This window comes from Blautia sp. NSJ-175, assembly GCF_022867815.1.
Taxonomy (GTDB): Bacteria; Bacillota; Clostridia; order Lachnospirales; family Lachnospiraceae; genus Blautia; species Blautia celeris.
In genome coordinates, this window is the sequence record NZ_JALIFQ010000032.1 from 12574 (window position 1) to 33340 (window position 20767).

Here is a 20767-nt window from a genome sequence, read left to right on the forward strand (position 1 = left end):
TAAATAAGTGATTATTGGCTGGCGCTCCGTGTCGATACAGCCCTAGAATTACAGGGTGGAGTGGTCAGCTTTTCCTATACGGCTGGGATGAATGTACAAAGTTTTCGTATGATCGTATAAAATAATTCTGCCGATTGCTGCGAAAAGCGGCAAAATCATTGAGGGATTTGGGAGTTAGTTATGTATCAGAAAAATGGAAGTAGTTGGTTAAAGCATTTGGATTTCATCATACTGGATTTAATCTGTATGGAAGTTTCATTTCTGCTGAGTTATGTCTTTAGAAACGGGAAAATGTTCCGGCTGTCCGATGATAATTATCGTGATGTGGAGATTATCCTGCTTTTTATCTTTTTTGTCGTTGTTTTTTTCAATGAAAGTTACAGCGGTATTTTGAGGAGAGGCTATTTTAAAGAGTTTGTGGCTGTATTTAAACATGTGACTTATATTATAGCTACTATGCTGGTGTATTTGTTTTTTGTGAAGCAGTCCTCTACATATTCCCGCGTTATTTTTATCAGCATGTGGGGCATTTATATTGTGTTGTCCTATGTTACAAGACTGGCGTGGAAACAGAATATTAAGAGAAGAGTGGATAAGCAGGAAGGGAAGCGTTCTCTGCTGCTGGTGACGTCTGCGGATGTGGCATCTGAAGTGGTGAAGACTATCCTGAGGAATAATTTTGAGAATTTATACCTGGATGGGATTGCTATTATAGATGTGCATATGACCGGCAAGAAGATTCTGGGTGTGCCTGTTGTGGCGGATAAGGACAGTATGGTTTCTTATATCCAGAAGAACTGGGTGGATGAAGTGTTTTTCAATCCTTCAGAGGAGACGGTTATACCGAATGAGATGATAAAGAGCTGCGCCAGCATGGGCGTGACGATACATATGAAGCTGGCTAAGCTGGAAGTGCTGGGCAATAACCAGATCGTGGAGAAAATGGCAGGATATACTGTGCTTTCCAGCAGTATTAAAATGGCTTCACCCAGGGATATGTTTTTGAAAAGGGCTATGGATATTGTCGGGGGATTTGTCGGTGTTCTGATGACAGGGATATTGACTGTATTTATTGCGCCCATTATTAAGATAAAATCACCGGGACCCGTGTTCTTTTCCCAGATTCGGGTTGGAAAGAATGGGAAGAAGTTTAAGATTTATAAATTCCGTTCTATGTATATGGATGCCGAGGCGCGGAAAAAAGAGCTGATGGAGAAGAATAAGATTCAGGATGGCCTGATGTTTAAGATGGATAATGATCCCAGAATCATTAAAGGAATCGGGAATTTTATCCGAAAGACTTCTCTGGATGAGTTTCCGCAGTTTTGGAATGTTCTGAAAGGTGATATGAGTCTGGTTGGAGTCCGAGATATAATAGGGACAACCAGAGAAAACTCCAGTATTTATGCGGCATGTGTGGCTTAAGCGTTTTATGATAATTCGATTTTTCATTGCTGCAGCAGGGTCACATTATAGCGGTTCATAGATATTGGATGGCTCTTTGGATGCTCAGTTTGACCCAATCACAGAGCAATAAAAAAATCGAAAAGGAGAAAACTTGAGCCTGTTAGTCTGAAAAGAATGACAGGCTAAGGGACGTTAGTTGCAGATATGAACAATGAAAAACTAAAAAATTAAAATCCCCCAGAGTGTGTATGTGTGGGGGGGGGGGGTATAGCGAGGTATGAAAAATGAAGCAGAAGCGGATCGCTGAGTGCAAATGCAATTCCCTAGCCCCTTATAGTGGGAAAGAAGCAAACGGAAAAATTGAATATGGCAAGAATCTGATGAAACATCGGAAAATCTATCTGGCAGTTTCTATAGGCTGTCTGCTTATGGCTGCTATCTATTATCAAATAGCATCACATTTCTTAATTAATCGAAATCCATTTTTTTATTGTGCTTTGCCTGCCCTGATAATTGGGTTATGTGCCGGGCATAGATTGTTTCTTAGTAGTATTGAATGTAATATACAAAGTTCTGTGAAGGACTGCGTATTTTCTTATAAAAAGTCTTTGTTCGTTGGTAAGTCAGAGGATTGTAGCAGTTAGTTGAAAACGAACGTAATGGGATCTGAAAAATGAGTAAAGGGGAAAGAAAGTATGTATAGAAAAGATTCTACAGGATGGATAAAACATGTGGATTTTATCATCTTGGACTTAATCTGCTTGCAGGTGGCGTTCGTTTTGGCGTATGCGTTAAGCGGATATGGAGCTAATCCATACCAGCTAATTCTTTACAGAAATATGGCTGTCTTTATGGAAGTAGCAGATTTGGTAGTACTGTTTGCGATGGGAACATTGAAAAACGTTTTGAAAAGAGGCTACTATAAAGATTTTGTTGTAACAGCACAGCATGGAATAATTCTCGGAGCATGTTTATTGCTTTATCTGTTTATGCTTCAGGAAGGACAACAATATTCCAGACTGGCATTGGTACTGAATATCGTTATCTATATTCTACTTACTTATCTGGTACGAGAGCTGTGGAAACATTTGCTTAGAAAGAAAATGGAAGATGGTGAAAATCGTTCCTTACTTCTTGTTGTTTCAGCAGATGTAGTGAGTTCAGTAGTAGAGAGCATGAAAGAGCATAATTATGCCCGGTATAAGATTGCTGGAATTGCTGTCATAGATAAAGAAATGACAGGAAAGTATATTGATGGTGTGAAAGTAGTTGCAAATATGGAAAATGCTGCTGAATATGTCTGCAAGGAATGGATTGATGAAGTTCTGATTGTGACATCCGGTGTAGTTCCATATCCAAAAGAACTGATCGAGCAGTTTACAGAAACCGGAGTAACCGTTCATCTGAATCTTGCAAAGGTACAAAGCGTGCCGGGGAAAAAACAGTTTGTAGAAAAAGTTGGAGATTATACAGTACTGACTACCAGTATTAACTATGCATCTACAAGAGATCTGATGCTGAAACGATTGATGGATATTGCCGGAGGTTTGGTAGGATGCCTGATTACTGGAATCTTGTTTATATTTGTTGCTCCAGCAATTTACATAGCATCACCGGGACCGATTTTCTTTGCACAGGAACGTGTAGGAAAGAATGGAAAGAGATTCAAAATGTATAAGTTCCGAAGCATGTATATGGATGCAGAAGAACGTAAGGCTGAACTTATGAAAGATAACAAGCTGGGTGATGAAAAGATGTTCAAATTGGATTTTGACCCACGAGTTATTGGAAATAAGATTCTTCCAGATGGAACACATAAGACTGGTATTGGGGATTTTATTAGAAGAACAAGCATTGACGAATTTCCGCAGTTTTTTAACGTGTTGAAAGGTGATATGTCAATAATTGGAACCAGGCCACCTTTGATTTCGGAAACGAATTTTTATGAGCTGCACCATCGTGCAAGATTGGCAATAAAGCCAGGAATAACCGGTATGTGGCAGGTCAGCGGACGTAGTGACATTACTGATTTTGAAGAAGTGGTTCGTCTTGACAAAGAGTATATCACAAATTGGAACATTGGGCTAGATATAAAAATATTGCTTAAAACAGTAATGGTAGTTCTTAGAAAAGATGGATCTATGTGATGAAATGATTGTGGCTTGATTTCCGTAAATAGAATTTAAGCCACAGAAGGTAATAATAGATAAGTAATAAATATAATAAGAGGAAGTTATGAATAAAAGGAAAATTAATACTTTTCCACTTAAAATTGCAGTTCTTGGACATAAGACAATTCCGAGTCGTCAAGGTGGAATTGAAATTGTCGTTGAAGAATTAACGGTTCGCATGGCAAAACTAGGACATAAGATAACAGTATATAACCGTAATGGACATCATGTAAGTGGTAAAGAATTTGATGAGAAGAAATTAAAAGAATATAAAGGTATCCGAATGAAATATGTACCAACGATAGATAAAAAAGGACTAGCAGCGATGAGTGCTTCATTTTTTGCAGCGGTAGCAGCAGCGTTTGGAAAATATGATGTGGTACATTTTCATGCAGAAGGACCATGTGCAATGTTATGGTTGCCAAAATTATTTGGAAAACGTTGTATCGCTACGATTCATGGACTTGATCATCAAAGAGCAAAATGGGGCAAGTTAGCCAGCACATATATTATGCTTGGCGAAAAATGTGCTGTTAAATTTGCAGATGAAATTATTGTTCTCAGTGAGGGAGTACAAAATTATTTTAAAGAGACTTATGGACGTGATACAAAGTTTATCCCTAATGGTGTGAATCGTCCAGTTATTAGAAAGGCAGAACTTATTGACAAGAAATTTGGTTTAAAGAAAGATGATTATATTTTATTTTTAGGACGCCTTGTTCCGGAAAAAGGAATTACTTATCTGATTGAAGGCTTTAAGAACGTAAAAACAGATAAGAAGTTAGTCATTGCAGGGGGCAGTTCGGATACTGATGAATTTGCTAACCAGTTAAAAGAAATTGCAAAAGACGATGACAGAATTATTTTTACCGGATTTGTTCAGGGACAGTTGTTAGATGAACTATACAGCAATGCTTATATTTATAGTTTACCAAGCGATTTAGAGGGAATGCCATTAAGTCTTTTAGAAGCAATGAGTTATGGAAATTGTTGTTTGGTATCTGACATAGATGAATGTGCTTCTGTAGTGGAAGATAAGGCAATCATATTTAAAAAAAGTAATGTAGCAGATTTGCAGAGTAAGCTTCAAGAAGCATGTGAGGATGCACAACAGGTACAGAAATATAAAGATGAAGCAGCAGGTTATATTTGTGAAAAATATAATTGGGATGATGTTGTGGAGAGAACATTAGAATTGTATAGGAGATAAAATGAGCAAAGAATTTATTGAATTGAAAAACAAGACGATTTTTATTACAGGTGTAGCTGGATTTATTGGATCAAACTTGGCTGAAAGGTTATTAAAAGAAATAGAAGGAATAAAAATAGTTGGACTCGATAATATGAATGATTATTATGATGTTCGTTTAAAAGAATATAGATTAGAAAAACTTTCATCTAGTAAGACATTTTCCTTTGTAAAAGGAAATTTGGCAGATAAGGAACTTATTAATTCGATTTTTGAGAAGTATACTCCTCAAGTGGTTGTGAATTTAGGGGCACAGGCAGGTGTGAGATATTCTATTACAAATCCAGACGCATATATAGAAGGTAATTTGATTGGATTTTATAACATATTAGAGGGATGTAGACATTATCCGGTAGAACATTTGGTATATGCATCGAGTTCTTCAGTATATGGAAGTAATAAGAAAGTTCCGTATAGTACAGATGATAAAGTAGATAATCCAGTATCGTTATATGCGGCAACGAAAAAAAGCAATGAGTTGATGGCTCATGCATATTCAAAACTCTATAATATTCCATCAACTGGTTTACGTTTCTTTACTGTTTATGGACCGGCAGGAAGACCCGATATGGCATACTTTGGATTCACAAATAAATTGTTAAATGGAGAAACTATTAAAATTTTTAATTATGGAAATTGTAAAAGAGATTTTACTTATGTTGAGGATATTGTGGAAGGCGTTGTACGGATAATGCAGGGGGCACCAGAGAAAAAGAACGGAGAAGATGGTTTGCCGATTCCGCCATATGCTGTTTACAATATTGGAAATAATCATCCAGAGAACTTATTAGATTTTGTACAAATTCTTCAGGAAGAATTAATTAGAGCAAGGGTTTTGCCAGAAGATTATGATTTTGAGTCACATAAAGAACTTGTTCCGATGCAGCCGGGAGATGTTCCTGTGACATATGCTGATACGCAAGCATTGGAAAGGGACTATGGTTTTAAGCCATCGACAACTTTACGTGAAGGATTACGCAAGTTTGCAGAATGGTACAAAGAGTTTTATATGTAAATATATTTTAAGAATAGGAAGAAGAGAGAAAAAATGAGAGATTTTAATTCATTGAAAATTGCTGTGGCAGGGACAGGATATGTTGGATTATCTATTGCTACTTTATTGAGTCAGCATCATCAGGTGACAGCAGTAGATATTATTTCAGAAAAGGTAGAGTTAATTAACAATAAGAAATCTCCAATTCAGGATGATTATATTGAAAAATATTTAGAAGAAAAAAATTTGAATTTAACAGCTACATTGGATGCAGAAGAAGCTTATAAGGATGCAGATTTTGTTGTTATTGCAGCTCCAACAAATTATGATAGCAAAAAGAATTTTTTTGATACTTCTGCAGTAGAAGCAGTTATAAAATTAGTCATTGAATATAATCCGGAAGCGATTATGGTTATTAAATCGACTATTCCTGTTGGATATACAACAAGTATTAGAGAAAAATTTCATTGTGATAATATTATTTTTAGTCCGGAATTTTTAAGAGAAAGTAAGGCGTTATACGACAATTTGTATCCAAGCCGAATTATTGTTGGAACAGATATTAATAATGCACGTTTAGTAAAAGTTGCACATACGTTTGCACAGCTCTTACAGGAAGGTGCTATTAAAGAAGATATTGATACTTTATTTATGGGCTTTACAGAGGCAGAAGCAGTCAAATTGTTTGCAAATACATATTTGGCATTACGGGTTTCTTATTTCAATGAGTTAGATACTTATGCCGAAATGAAAGGTCTGAATACACAGCAGATTATTAATGGAGTATGTCTCGATCCTCGTATTGGAACACATTATAATAATCCATCTTTTGGATATGGTGGATACTGTTTACCAAAAGATACAAAGCAGTTGCTTGCTAACTACGCAGATGTTCCTGAAAATCTTATTGAAGCAATTGTTGAGTCTAATAGAACGAGAAAGGATTTTATTGCTGATCGAGTATTGGAACTTGCTGGAGCATATGAAGCGAATGATGACTGGGATGAAAGCAAAGAAAAAGATGTTGTGGTAGGTGTATATCGTCTCACGATGAAGAGTAATAGTGATAATTTCCGTCAGAGTTCTATCCAGGGAGTCATGAAGAGAATTAAGGCAAAAGGTTCTACGGTTATTATTTATGAGCCTACACTGAAAGATGGAGAAACTTTCTTTGGAAGTAGAGTAGTTAATAATTTAGATGAGTTTAAGAAGCAGAGTCAGGCAATTATTGCTAATCGTTATGATAGTTGTTTGGATGATGTTAAAGACAAAGTATATACAAGAGATATTTTTCAAAGGGATTGATGAATTTGAAAGTGAAAGGAGAAGACATTGAGAATACTTATTGTAAATTATAGATATTTCATTTCAGGTGGCCCTGAAAAATATATGTTTAATATTAAAAAGATGCTTGAAGATAATGGACATGAGGTTATACCCTTTTCCATACATTCCAATAAAAATGTCGAAACAGAATATTCAAAATACTTTGTAGAACCAATTGGTGGACGAGATACAACATATTTTGATGAAGTGAAAAAGACACCTAAATCAATTTGGCAGTTACTTACACGAAGTATTTATTCTCGTGAAGTAGAAAAGGCACTAAAAAAAGAAATAAATGATGTAAAACCAGATTTAGTATATATTATTCATTTTGTTAATAAATTGTCTCCGAGTGTAATTACAGGTGCAAATAAAATGGGAGTCCCTGTTGTATTAAGATTATCGGATTATTTTCTGTTATGTCCAAGATTTGATTTTATGTATGAAAAGAAAGTCTGTGAGGAGTGTTTATCAAAGGGATATAAGAGTTGTATTAAAAAGAGATGTGTGAAAGGATCGTTATTTGCATCTGTTGTAAGAGTGTTTTCTATGAAATTTCATAAAATGATAAATGTATATAAAAATGTATATGCATTTATAACACCATCAGAATTTTTGAAGAAAAAATTATCATTAAATGGATTTGAAGAAAAAAGAATTCATTGCATTCCTACTTTTACAGCAAGTAAAACAACAATAGGGAAACAGCAGATTGGATCGTATGGACTATATTTCGGACGTGTTACTGAAGAAAAGGGAGTTGAAACTGTTATAAAAGCGTATGAAAAACTGCCTGAATATACTGTTAAAATTATGGGAGATGATACAACAGATGAGGCAAAACGGCTGAAAAAATATGTAGAGAATCATAAAATGAAGAATGTTGAATTTCTTGGGTTTAAGAGTGGAGCGGAACTAGAGAATGTTATTAAAGGAGCTAGATTTACATTAATTCCTTCAATTTGGTATGATAACTTACCTAATACTGCTTTAGAGTCGTTTCAATATTCAAAGCCAGTTATTGCTAGTAATATAGGAAGTCTTCCTGAATTAGTTATTGATGGAGAAAATGGATATTTATTTAAACCATCAAATGTTGAAGATCTTATAAAAAAAATTAAGATGTTAGATGATGATACCTTGGTTAAAAAGATGGGGCAAGCTAGTAGAAAAAGGCTTGAAAGTAGATTTGCACCACAAACACATTATGAAGATTTGATGAAGATTTTTAATGAGGCTGTCAAGAGTAGAAAGTAAAGAGGTAATTAATAAAAATGAAAAAAAATGCAGAAAAAAAATTAAATGGTACAGTAATCGTTACATATCGTTGTAATGCAAGATGTTCAATGTGTAATCGTTATAAAGCACCATCTAAGCCAGAAGAGGAAATCAGCTTGGATACAATAAAAAAATTGCCGAAAATGTATTTTACGAATATCACAGGCGGAGAACCTTTTATTAGAACAGATTTGAAAGATATTGTACGTGAGTTATATAAAAAATCTGATCGTATTGTTATTTCAACTAATGGATTTTTTACAGATCGTATTGTAGATCTTTGTAAAGAATTTCCTAATATTGGTATACGTATTTCTATCGAAGGACTTGAGGAGACAAATAATGAAATACGAGGTCTCCAGAACGGTTATCAGCGTGGATATGGCACATTAAAAAAACTTAGAGAAATGGGTATGAAAGATGTTGGGTTTGGTATGACTGTACAGGATAAAAATGCACCAGATCTTGTACCGCTATATAAAATTAGTAATGAAATGGGAATGGAATTTGCAACGGCTTCTTTACATAATAGTTTTTATTTCGTAGAAGCAAAAAATATCATACATGACCGACCAATGGTTGCAAAAAATTTTGAAAAGTTAGTTAATGAGTTGTTACGTAGCAATAGTCCTAAAAAATGGTTTAGAGCATATTTTAATCATGGATTAATTAATTATATTTATGGTCAAAAAAGACTTCTTCCATGTGATATGAGTTTTGATACATTCTTTATTGATCCATATGGTGATGTTATGCCTTGCAATGGAACTAAGGATAAAGAAGTTATGGGTAATTTAAATAATCAGTCTTGGGATGAACTGTGGAATAGTCCACAGGCAGAAGAGGTACGAAAGAAAGTTCGTTGCTGTGATCGTGATTGTTGGATGATTGGCTCTGTTTCACCTGCTATGCACAAATATATCTGGAAACCAGCAACATGGGTTTTGATACATAAATTTAAATCTTTGTTTAGTAAAACACCATACAGTATGTATGAAAATCGTATTTGCTGTGACTATCGTGATGGAAAAGTCACAAAAGAAGAACTTGATAAATGTAGTACGTGTGATGTTAATTGTGTAATTAACAATGGATTAAGTGAAGCTTCGAAAGAGCAACTGAAACATAAATCTGGAGAACAGATTGTTGATGAAGATATTGCAAAACAGATGGAGAAATAAAAATGTATTCTATAACAAAAAGTAAGACTACAAAGCGATATGCTATTTTCATATGTCTAGTATATATATTTGTATTCAAAGATTGGATGGAACAGTATATACCCGTTGTTGGTTATATGGATGAACTATTTGCGGTATTATCTATCCCTGTTTTTGTATTTGAACTAAAAAAGAATCAATTTAAACTTAAAATACAAAAATGTACATGGGGGGGTATGCTAGGTTCATTCTAGTATTCTTATGTTTTGGTTTTCTATCTAGTGTCATTTATAGATATCAAAGTATATTGAAAGCAGAAGTATCGGATGCATTTTTATGTATAAAATTTTGGCTTGCATTATATGTTGGAAAAAAGATTTTTGCAAAAATAGATATGCAAAAATATGCAAGCAAAATATATTTTCATGTAAAATGCATTACGATATTGTATGGAGTGTTAATTGTTATTGATTATTCACTTCACATTTTCCAAGCGACAGAAAGATATGGTTTAAGATCTGAACAATTGATGTACACGCATCCAACGGTACTTGTAGCTTGCTGTGTGTTTTTGATTATGATTCTCCTTTCACTTAAAAATTATGTAACAGGAAGCAAGAAATATATAATAATGCTATTGCTCATAATGTGTTCTACTTTAAGAAGCAAAGCTTTTGGAGCCGCACTTGCAATCATATTAATATGTTATTTTGTGTTTGTTCGAAAGAAAAAAATAACGCTGAGAACAATGTTGCTATTTATTCCTTTGGTTGTGATTTTAGGATGGGATCAAATACAATATTATTTTTTCAGTTCAATCATTCCGGATTCTGCTAGGTATCAATTACTTACAAAAGCGTTTGAAATTGCAAGAGATATGTTTCCATTAGGTGCAGGATTTGCTACATTCGGTTCATATTATTCTGGAGTATACTATTCATCGGTATATGCAGCATATGGATTATCTAATATTAATGGGTTACGCATCGGGGCATCACAATTTATAAGTGATTCGTTTTGGCCAATGATATTAGGGCAATCAGGATATTTTGGACTGTTTTCGTACATTTTTGCAGTAATGATGTTACTCAAAGCAATCCAAGGAATTAGAAGAGTAGAAAATTCATATTATGCTGCAGCAATGAGTGGAATATGTTATTTGATAATTGTATCAATGGCAGAATCTGCTTTCGTGCATCCGATAGCGGTACCGATAGCTATGATGATAGGAGCTTTTTTAGGAAAATGTGAGTAACGACATAAATATTCGACACTGAATAATAAATGATAGAAAATTGAATGTAATACATAAAAATATAACAAAAATTATAATTTCAATTATGAAATGGTCATTTATTCAGGAGGAATATTTGTGGAACTAAAAATAAAACCTAATAAAATTTTAATGTGGTTATCATATAACTGTTTGTTTTTTTCCATCATGCTTAAAATGCTATATCAAACAAACCAAAATAGCACTATAAGACTTTTGGGATTTGGTATGCAGGCAATAGTTTTGCTGTGTTATTTTTTGGAGGAATTGATAACATTAAAAAGAAAATCAATAAATTGTATTACTTTGATTTTAGGGATTCTAGTTGTATATCAATGTGTAATTACTATATTAAATGATTCAATTTATTTACCTTATACGCCAATTGATATATTTATTTGGCCGTTAAGTGTTATTGTGTATTATAACTTTACTTGTCATAATGAAATGAATAAAAATACTGAAAATAAGACATTAATATATTACTTTATAATGTGTCTTATTTCTGTATTCCTTATAAAAATACATTTAGCAGGAAATGGAAATATAGGGCAGGTAGTATTTCTAACATATTATTGTTTAACTGCATTGCCACTGGTTGTCATTTTTGTTAAAGGAAAGAACTCGCGAAATTTGTGTATATTATTATGTGTTGCTATATCTGTCGCATCAACAAAAAGAACTGGTACGATAGCATTAATTTTAGGGATATTCGTGATGCTAGTATTAGATGCACACATACAAGGGTCGTTGAAAGAAAAATGGAAAAGATATATGTATCTTTTTATTGCTATTTGTATAGGTAGTGGAGCAGTATTGTATCTTGAAAATAGATCGGGGCTTGAGATTTTTGACCGTTTTTCAAAATTAAGTACGGATGGAGGGAGCGGTCGAGATGTTATTTGGGCGATTACTCTTCAAGCATTTAATGTGTCAAATTTAAGAGAAAAAATTTGGGGACATGGTTTTCAAAGTGTTTATTATCGTCTTAGACCAGGCGGATTTTCTCGCTTTTCACATAATAGTTACATAGAGTACCTATATGATTATGGAATAATAGGCTTATCATTATTAGTATTATTCGTTTTATTTTTAATTATTATAGAAATAAAGTTTATACGAGAAAAAAATAAGTATGCTCCAGTTATGGGGATGTTATTGATTATTACGATTTTCCTAAGTGCGTTTAGTTATTTTTTTGAAGAATCAAATATTATACAGCCAATAGCTGTTGCATATGGAATTATTTTAGGACAAGCTTACAAGGAAAGGAAGAGGTATGAAAATTAGTGTAATTGTACCTGTATATAATGCAGAAAGATATTTAGATAAATTAGTACAGTCTGTTTTGAGTCAAACATATGAGGATTATGAATTAATATTAGTGGATGATAGCTCAAAAGACAATAGTTATTTATTGATGAAAAAATACCAAGAAATGGATAGTAGAATCAAGGCGTACACGAAAGAAAATACGGGACCAGGTTTAACAAGAAAATTTGGATTTGAAAAATCGTCAGGAGATTTGTTTTTCTTTGTGGATAGTGATGATTGGGTTACGACTTCTGATGTATTTAGAGAAATTAATGATTTGTTTGAAAAAAATGAAAAAATAGATGTTCTTTTTTTTGATAGAGAGGATATTATTGGCGATACGAAAGATATTATTCCAGGATTCAATGAGACTAGGGAAGGATTGCACAATATTGAAGAATTAGATGAGGTTGTTAGACCGGGTTTGGGGGCAAAGATTTTTAGAAAAAGTATATTAACAGAAGATATGTTTTATGAGTCAACTATATTTGAAGATTTATATACCACATATATCTATTTGGATAAATGCAATAATTATTTCTATTCATCTAAATGTTATTATACTATATATCATGATGTTGATTCATCCTCATTATCTTCAAAACCTACGGCAGAATCTTTCGCAAGATCATTAAAGATGATTTTGATGGTACATGCAAAATTGGAGAGAAGCTCACTTAGATATAGTTTAGAATTATGGATGGCACTTCTTTTTACCACGTATTGGAAAGCACGAGTGAAAAATGATACTTCTTATAATTCAAAGGTAATAAATGAAAATATTCAAAAAATTGCTGGAATTTTGAAAAAAAATAAAGTTGTTATAAAACCAAGTGGGAAAAAACATATTAAAATATTAATATATAGGACACTTTTATTGATTAGCAAAAAAAAGTATGAATAAGAGTGCTGAAATTATATATTGTTATATTTTGGGCTATAAGGAACTTATATAGAGGATTAATTATGAATAATAATAAAAAAACAGCAGCAATCGTTTCACTGTATGGTAATTCAAATTTTGGAAATAAACTACAAAACTATGCGGTGCAAGAGATTCTGAAAAAAGAAGGATTAAATACAGTTAATATTGTAAATGTTCCTTGTTTGAATAACAATAAGGTGAATCATACTGAAGTAATAAAATTATACATAAAAGGTTGGTTCCGTTATATTTTAAAAGGAGACAAAATAAAGGACTGCGTTGATCCAAAAGATCCTAAAGAAAGAAAGAAAAACTTTTTGGAATTTAACAAAAAAATTGCAAACTCAAAACATTTTTTTTCTTTCTCAAGATTGCAAGAATTTGATAAATATGATTACTATTTTGTCGGTTCAGATCAGATATGGAATCCGATTTATGGTGGACTGAGTGATTTGGATTTGCTTACTTTTACTCAGAAAAAAAAGATTGCAATAAGTGCATCATTCGGAATAGAAGAGATACCGTTAGACTATAAAGGAAGAGTGAAACAGTATATTTCGAAATTTGATGCAATATCAGTAAGAGAGGAGGCCGCAAAAAATATTATAGAAAGAATAACAAATCGCCAGGACATAGAAATATTGATTGATCCAACAATGATGTTACAAAAAGAAGAATGGGATCGAATTGTAAAAAAACCAAAGGAAATGCTTCCGGATAAATATATTGTTTGCTATTTTTTGGGAACTGAAACAAAGGAATATATAAGTGCTATACATAAAATTGCAGCAGAAAAAGATTGTGAAATTATTGATTTATCTAATTTAGAAAGTGAATTTTATTGTTGTGGACCGTCTGAGTTTGTATATCTTATAAAAACAGCTGAATTTGTATGTACAGATTCGTTTCATGCGTCGGTTTTCTCAATTTTATATAATAGACCATTTCTAGTATTTGATAGAAATGGGAAACATACAGGAATGGGAAGTAGAATAAACACTTTATTAAAAACATTTCATTTGGAAAAACTGCATTATACTGGAAACTTTCAAGATGTCAAGTTTGAATATGATTTTTCAATAACCAATCAGTCGTTAAAAAAGGAAAGGGAAAAGGCATACAGATTTATTCACCATGCATTAGATGAATAATGATAGTACAAAAAGGATAATGCGAGGTTAAATAAATGAGTGAGAATAATTATAAAAAATTAGTATATAATACCGCAATTTTTGCAGTGGGTAATTTTGGAAGTAAAATATTAACCTTTTTGATTGTTCCATTATATACATATGTGTTGACAACAGCAGAATATGGAACAATTGATTTGTTTATAACGTCATTAGGCATGGTAATTCCATTTTCAACTATGATGGTTAATGAAGCACTTATACGTTTTGTTCTTGGAAAAGACTTAACGCCAAAAGAAGCAGCAAGTAATTGCTTTGCAGTTTTTTTATTTGGAGCTGCAATATCTATAGCATTTACTCCAGTGTATAAAATGATTTTCAAATTTGATGAATATATTTGGATATTTGTTGCTCTTCTAGTTGTTAGAACATTTAATCAGATATATAGTGAGTATTTTCGGGCAATAAATCAGAATGTAAAATTTACAATTTTTGGTCTAATTACAACAGCTACGACATTGGGATTCAATGTACTTTTTCTTTTAGTTTTTAAGTGGGGAATGGCTGGATATTTATATGCGACGTTGTTAGCAGCAGTTATTGGCACAATATATATTCTTGTATTCAGTGATTTTTTTAAAGTTGTCTCCTTTAAATGTATTGATAAAAAAATATTGAAAATGATTTTGAAATATAGTATCCCGTTAGTCCCGAACAGTTTAATGTGGTGGATTATGGCAGCTGGTGACAAATATATTATCAATTACTTTTTGGGGGATAGTGCAAATGGAATATATTCACTTGCTTTAAAAATACCTCAAATCATAAATATGGTCTATTCTTTGTTTATTCAGGCCTGGCAAATGTCTGCTATTGAGGTTGAATCAAGTGAAGACAAAAAAGGATTTTATCAAAATGTTTTCAATGTTACGTCATTTGGAATGGTATTTATTACAATTGGAATTGTTATGCTTATTAAGCCGGTTTATGTAGGCGTTATGAGCAAAGAGTTTGCCATAGCATGGGAATATGTACCTTTATTATCGGTGTCAACAATTATTAGTTGCTATGCTTCTTTCTTTAGTGTTGTGTATACGGTAGGGGCTAAAACAAATAAAGTTTTTATTACAACTGCATTAGGTGCTGCGACCAATCTTTTATTCAATTTTATTTTAGTTAGGCCGCTTGGAATGCAGGGAATTGCGATTGGAACTTGTTTAGGATATTTTGCTGTGCTTTTGATAAGGGCACGTGATATGAAAATAGAAATGAACATAGGGATAAGTTTCAAGCGTAATATTTTTTCGTTTGTATTGCTAATCATACATTCACTTATTCTTATTTCATTTGGTGAAATACAGGCATTTTTATTTGGAATAGTTTCTTTGATAATAACTTCGTTTATGTATCGTGAGGAAATGAAAGCGATAATTCATAAATTTGTCAAAAGAAAGTAAATGAAAGGAAAAACATATGAAATTATATAAAAAAGTTTTTGTAAATTTAGCTAAAGTCTTGCCGGATTCAATTTATTTAAGAATGGTTTTTTTTAGTAAATTGAAGAGAAAGCTGGATTTGAGTAATCCAAGATCCTATAATGAAAAACTTAATTGGTTGAAAATAAATGACCGAAAAGAACACTACCAAATAATGGTAGATAAATATGAGGCAAAAAAATATGTTGCAGATAAAATTGGTGAACAATATGTTATACCTACTTACGGTGTGTGGGATCGTTTTGAAGATATAGACTTTTCAAAATTGCCATCTAATTTTGTTTTAAAAACAACACATGATTCTGGTGGAGTAGTACTTATAAATGATAAAAACAATATGGATATAGATAAAACAAAAAATGTATTGGAAAAGAGTTTAAAAAATAATTATTATTATCTATGCAGAGAATGGCCATATAAAAACTTGAAGCATCGGATTATAGCAGAAAAAATGATAACGAATACGGTACCAAATGATTATAAATTTTTTATGTTTAATGGAAAAATGGATAGCGTGATGGTATGTACGAATAGGGCATCTGGACATCCAACTTTTCGTTTTTATGATAAAGGGTGGAATCGCTTATTATATCAAAAACCGGAATTAGAACCTGAATCAAATGTGGAAAGACCGGAAAACTATGAAAAAATGATAAGGATTGCCGAACAACTCTCAGAGAATTTGGTTCATATGAGAGTGGATTTATATAATATAGATGGGCAAATTTATTTTGGAGAACTGACCTTTTTTGATCAAGGCGGTTTTGATACGGATATTACGCTTGAGACAGATTTGAAATGGGGAGAACTCATGGATTTGGATAAGATTAAATAAGGTGTATTTGGGGAAATTTACAGTTTGGAGGGAGATAGAATATGGCGATAAACGAAAAAAAAGCGTATGCGGCATATTATGACAATGACATAAGGATGAAAAGCTCTTCAGGTGCAATTTTTTCTTTGTTGGCAAATGAGGTTCTTGAAAAAAAAGGAATTGTTTATGGAGTTGCAATGAATGCATCTTGCACAGAAGCTGAGTATATTGGCATTACAGAAAAGCAAGATTTAGAGAAACTCCTGGGATCCAAATATTTACAAGCTAAAATTAAAAATATTTTTAAGAATGTTCGTGAAAATTTAGTGTTAAATAGATTGGTTTTATTTACTGGAACAGGATGTCAAATTAATGGATTAAAGAAATTTCTTCAGAAAGATTATAAAAATCTTATTTGTGTTGATATTATTTGCCATGGGGTTCCATCACCTGCATTGTGGAAAGAATATGTAGGTTATATGGAAAATAAAATGCAAGGCAAGATGGAGAAAGTTAATTTTAGATGTAAAGATCAAGGATGGGAAAACTTTGGAATGAAGGAGTATGGTTCGTCTAAAGAAGTTTATATCTCTAAAAGCAAAGACCCGTATATGCAAATGTTTTTAAGTGATTTCTGCCTTAGACCATCCTGCTATGAATGTAAAGCAAAGACATTAAGATTATCAGATTTAACGATAGGAGATTTCTGGGGGATTGACACTATTGCTCCAGAAATGAATGATAGTAAAGGAACATCTTTGGTAATTGTTCGAACGAATCAAGGAGAAAAAATATTTAACAGGCTCATATCTAAGTCATCTGTAAAAGTTATGGAAGTAGAATATGACGATGCTACAAAAGAAAATCCAGCAGAGTTCCGTTCTGTTTATAGACCAAAAGAGAGAGAGACTTTTTTTATAGATATGAAGAAAATGGATTTTGAAGAGTTAAGAAAAAGTTATTTATCTTTGCCAATAAAACAAAGAATAAAAAATGCTATTAAGAAGATATTAAAACCGGTGCTTAAAAGAGCAAGACGGGGGGGGGGGTATAAAGTCAAATCTTGATTACGGTATGTTAATGCAGTTCAATGTGGGAGAGAAGAATGAATAAAAAAATACAAATAATGCGAGGGTTATCAATTATTGCAGTAATTGTTATCCATACATATAATACATATGCGTGGGGGGGGGGTACGGAGTAATAATTCGGCCATTGGTTAATTTTGCAGTAGGTATGTTTATATTTCTTTCTGGTTATTTAACCAAAGAAAACGAAAATGGAGTATATAGAGATATAATATATCGCAGAATTAAAAAAATAATTGTTCCTTATATAATTTGGTCATTTATATTTGCGATAGTGAATCGTAGAATAAATACCTTTATACCGGATGTTTTCATGTCAAAATGTAATGGAATATATTATTTTATTCTGGTTTATATACAGATGGTACTATTAATACCAGTTACGTTTAAACTTTTGCGAAGTAGATTTTCTAAATTAGGGTGGTTTGTAACACCCGTTAGCATTTTTCTAATTCGTTATATAAGCTTGTGGTTTAATATTGAATTAGGCTTTCCATTTCAGGGTGAATTATTTGTTTTTTGGTTTGGATTTTATTACTTAGGGGTAAGTTTAAAAAATGGGTATATCAATTTACAATTATCCCCAAAATGTTTAACTAACTTGTGCCTGTTTTCATTGGTAATTCAAGGTGTTGAAGGATTTATTTGGTATTGGATGGGAAACTTTGATATGGCGACAACACAATTAAAAATGAGTTCTATTATAACAACGGGGCTTTTTTGTATAAGTGCATACATATACATAGAAGCTGGTGATTTAAATTTGAATGAGCAACCAGTTGTTTTAAAAAAATTTTTAAAAGTTTTGGGCGATAATTCTTTTGGAATATATCTGTGTCATATGTTGATAATTAGAATCTTAAATAAGTTAGTTCCAATGGCAAATGTATTTCCGATAAATGCAATATTTGTAATCATGATTTCTACAGTGTGCGTTATGATGGCACATAGAATACTAGGAAAACATGCTTATATAATAGGCGTATAAAGGAGGAAAAGATGGACAGGAAAATACCTGTACTATTTAAAGAAAAAAAAGAATGTTGTGGGTGTACCGCTTGTTATGCAATTTGTTCTCAAATGGCAATTTCAATGATTGAAGATGAAGAAGGATTTGAATATCCTCAGATAGACGAAAAGAAGTGTATTAAATGCTATCAATGTCTGAAGGTATGTCCATTTAAAGAAACATAATAAAATAAGAGGGAAACAATAAAGTAAAAGCTAAGATAATAATTTTGCTATAAGATTTATCATAAGGCAAGATTACAAGTAAAAGGGAGTAAATAATTATGTGTGGAATTGTAGGATTTACAGGTAAAGAACAGGCAGCACCTATTTTATTAGATGGTTTGTCTAAGTTAGAATATCGTGGTTATGACTCTGCAGGAATTGCAGTTCGTGATGGAGATAGGGATGTTGATATTATAAAAGCAAAGGGACGACTTAAAATTCTTGCTGAAAAAACCAATGATGGGAAAGCAGTAATTGGTTCATGTGGAATTGGTCATACTAGGTGGGCAACTCATGGAGAACCATCAGAGAATAATGCTCATCCGCATAGAAGTGATGATGGAAATGTTGTAGCAGTACATAACGGTATCATTGAGAATTATCAGGAATTGAAAGAGAAACTTGTAAGAAAGGGCTATGCATTCTATTCTGATACTGATACGGAAGTCGCAGTGAAGCTTGTTGATTACTATTATAAAAAATATGAGGGGACACCAGTAGATGCAATTAATCATGCAATGGTGCGTATTCGTGGTTCATATGCTTTAGCCGTAATGTTTAATGAATATCCAGAAGAAATTTATGTCGCAAGAAAAGATAGTCCAATGATTCTTGGTATTGAAGATGGAGAATCTTATATCGCATCTGATGTACCTGCTATTTTAAAATATACAAGAAATGTATATTATATTGGTAACATGGAGATGGCTCGTGTAAGGAAGGGCGAAATTACTTTCTATAATCTTGATGGAGATGAAATTGAGAAAGAATTAAAAACTATTGACTGGAACGCAGAAGCGGCTGAAAAAGCAGGATACGAACATTTTATGATGAAAGAAATCCATGAGCAGCCTAAAGTTGTGGGAGATACAATTAATTCTGTTGTAAAAGAGAATTTTATTGATTTGACAGATATTGGTCTTTCAGAAGAAGATATAAAGAAGATTAGCCAGATGTATATTGTTGCATGTGGATCAGCCTACCATGTTGGAATTGCAGCACAATATGTAATCGAAGATTTAGCAAAAATTCCTGTTCGTGTAGAACTTGGTTCGGAGTTTCGTTACAGAAAACCATTGCTTGACAAGAATGGTTTGGTAGTAGTTATAAGCCAGTCGGGAGAAACAGCAGATAGTTTAGCAGCACTTCGGGAGGCAAAGGAAAAAGGAGTACGAACATTAGGAATTGTAAATGTAGTTGGATCATCTATTGCTAGAGAAGCCGATTCAGTATTTTATACTTTAGCCGGTCCAGAGATTGCTGTTGCTACAACAAAAGCATATAGCACACAGCTTGTTGCAACGTATGCGTTGGCTATCCAATTTGCAAAAGTTCGAGAAGAAATCTCAGAGGAAAGATATGTTGAACTTATTAGAGAGATAAAAACTTTACCAGAAAAAATTGAAAAGATTTTAAAGGATAAAGAACGTATTCAATGGTTTGCTTCAAAGCAGGTAAATGCACATGATGTATTTTTTGTAGGAAGAGGCATTGATTATGCGATTTGTATGGAAGGTAGCTTAAAGATGAAAGAAATTAGCTACATTCATTCAGAAGCATATGCTGCCGGAGAATTAAAACATGGAACAATTTCCTTAATTGAAGATGATATTTTGGTAGTTGGTGTATTAACTCAGTCAGAATTATATGAAAAAACAATTTCTAATATGTTGGAGTGTAAGAGTCGTGGAGCATATTTGATGGGGTTAACTACTTTTGGAAGATATGATATTGAAGACACTGTGGATTTTACGGTTTATATTCCAAAGACAGATCCATTTTTTGCAACATCACTTGCAGTGATTCCATTACAGTTACTGGGATATTACATCAGTGTAGCTAAAGGCTTGGATGTAGATAAACCACGAAATCTGGCGAAAAGTGTAACTGTAGAATAATTATCTTTAAG

The 20767-nt window shown here is 32.7% G+C and carries 17 protein-coding genes; all 17 read left to right on the forward strand.

The genetic code is table 11. The annotated features are described in order from the left end of the window. Positions 1–180: 180 nt before the first annotated feature. Positions 181–1425: a sugar transferase gene (locus MUB35_RS27940; protein ID WP_244807214.1), complete on the forward strand. Its 1245-nt coding sequence runs from the start codon at positions 181–183 to the stop codon at positions 1423–1425. A 677-nt stretch (positions 1426–2102) separates the two neighbouring features. Next, positions 2103–3554, forward strand: coding sequence for a sugar transferase (locus MUB35_RS27945; RefSeq protein ID WP_118486136.1), 1452 nt, complete (start codon positions 2103–2105; stop codon positions 3552–3554). An 88-nt stretch (positions 3555–3642) separates the two neighbouring features. Next, positions 3643–4788, forward strand: a complete 1146-nt coding sequence (locus tag MUB35_RS27950) for a glycosyltransferase family 4 protein (protein WP_244807215.1) — start codon at positions 3643–3645, stop codon at positions 4786–4788. A gap of 22 nt (positions 4789–4810) precedes the next feature. Then, complete coding sequence (locus tag MUB35_RS27955; RefSeq protein ID WP_187002793.1) at positions 4811–5842, forward strand: NAD-dependent epimerase/dehydratase family protein; 1032 nt, start codon at positions 4811–4813, stop codon at positions 5840–5842. A gap of 33 nt (positions 5843–5875) precedes the next feature. Next, positions 5876–7126 carry a nucleotide sugar dehydrogenase gene (locus MUB35_RS27960; protein WP_304657712.1) on the forward strand — a complete coding sequence of 417 codons (1251 nt, stop codon included), beginning with the start codon at positions 5876–5878 and terminating at the stop codon, positions 7124–7126. A 27-nt stretch (positions 7127–7153) separates the two neighbouring features. Then, positions 7154–8404 (forward strand): glycosyltransferase, encoded by a 1251-nt coding sequence (locus tag MUB35_RS27965; protein ID WP_173704259.1) that lies wholly within the window; start codon positions 7154–7156, stop codon positions 8402–8404. Between the two features lie 17 nt (positions 8405–8421). Further along, a complete protein-coding gene (locus tag MUB35_RS27970) occupies positions 8422–9606 on the forward strand; it encodes a radical SAM protein (RefSeq protein ID WP_173704260.1) in 1185 nt (394 codons plus the stop codon). A gap of 286 nt (positions 9607–9892) precedes the next feature. Continuing rightward, positions 9893–10840, forward strand: coding sequence for a hypothetical protein (locus tag MUB35_RS27975; protein WP_118616290.1), 948 nt, complete (start codon positions 9893–9895; stop codon positions 10838–10840). Positions 10841–10957: 117 nt separating this feature from the next. After that, the gene (locus MUB35_RS27980; protein ID WP_187002761.1) at positions 10958–12148 is read left to right on the forward strand and encodes an O-antigen ligase family protein; all 1191 of its coding nucleotides are present in this window, start codon (positions 10958–10960) and stop codon (positions 12146–12148) included. Continuing rightward, positions 12138–13076 carry a glycosyltransferase family 2 protein gene (locus MUB35_RS27985; RefSeq protein ID WP_244807216.1) on the forward strand — a complete coding sequence of 313 codons (939 nt, stop codon included), beginning with the start codon at positions 12138–12140 and terminating at the stop codon, positions 13074–13076. Before MUB35_RS27980 ends, MUB35_RS27985 begins: the two co-directional genes overlap by 11 nt. A 62-nt stretch (positions 13077–13138) precedes the next feature. After that, the gene (locus MUB35_RS27990) at positions 13139–14248 is read left to right on the forward strand and encodes a polysaccharide pyruvyl transferase family protein (protein ID WP_187002763.1); all 1110 of its coding nucleotides are present in this window, start codon (positions 13139–13141) and stop codon (positions 14246–14248) included. A 35-nt stretch (positions 14249–14283) separates the two neighbouring features. Further along, positions 14284–15684 carry a lipopolysaccharide biosynthesis protein gene (locus MUB35_RS27995; RefSeq protein ID WP_177387069.1) on the forward strand — a complete coding sequence of 467 codons (1401 nt, stop codon included), beginning with the start codon at positions 14284–14286 and terminating at the stop codon, positions 15682–15684. A gap of 16 nt (positions 15685–15700) precedes the next feature. Next, positions 15701–16558 carry an ATP-grasp fold amidoligase family protein gene (locus MUB35_RS28000; protein WP_187002764.1) on the forward strand — a complete coding sequence of 286 codons (858 nt, stop codon included), beginning with the start codon at positions 15701–15703 and terminating at the stop codon, positions 16556–16558. Between the two features lie 41 nt (positions 16559–16599). Beyond that, on the forward strand, positions 16600–17604 hold the full coding sequence (locus tag MUB35_RS28005; RefSeq protein ID WP_244807217.1) for a Coenzyme F420 hydrogenase/dehydrogenase, beta subunit C-terminal domain: 1005 nt from the start codon (positions 16600–16602) through the stop codon (positions 17602–17604). Between the two features lie 148 nt (positions 17605–17752). Beyond that, entirely contained in the window at positions 17753–18613 is an 861-nt protein-coding gene (locus MUB35_RS28010; protein ID WP_055299465.1) for an acyltransferase family protein, read from the forward strand. Between the two features lie 11 nt (positions 18614–18624). Then, the gene (locus tag MUB35_RS28015; protein ID WP_055299463.1) at positions 18625–18819 is read left to right on the forward strand and encodes a 4Fe-4S dicluster domain-containing protein; all 195 of its coding nucleotides are present in this window, start codon (positions 18625–18627) and stop codon (positions 18817–18819) included. Positions 18820–18917: 98 nt separating this feature from the next. Next, positions 18918–20756 carry a glutamine--fructose-6-phosphate transaminase (isomerizing) gene (gene glmS / locus MUB35_RS28020; RefSeq protein ID WP_244807218.1) on the forward strand — a complete coding sequence of 613 codons (1839 nt, stop codon included), beginning with the start codon at positions 18918–18920 and terminating at the stop codon, positions 20754–20756. The last annotated feature ends 11 nt before the right edge of the window (positions 20757–20767 follow it).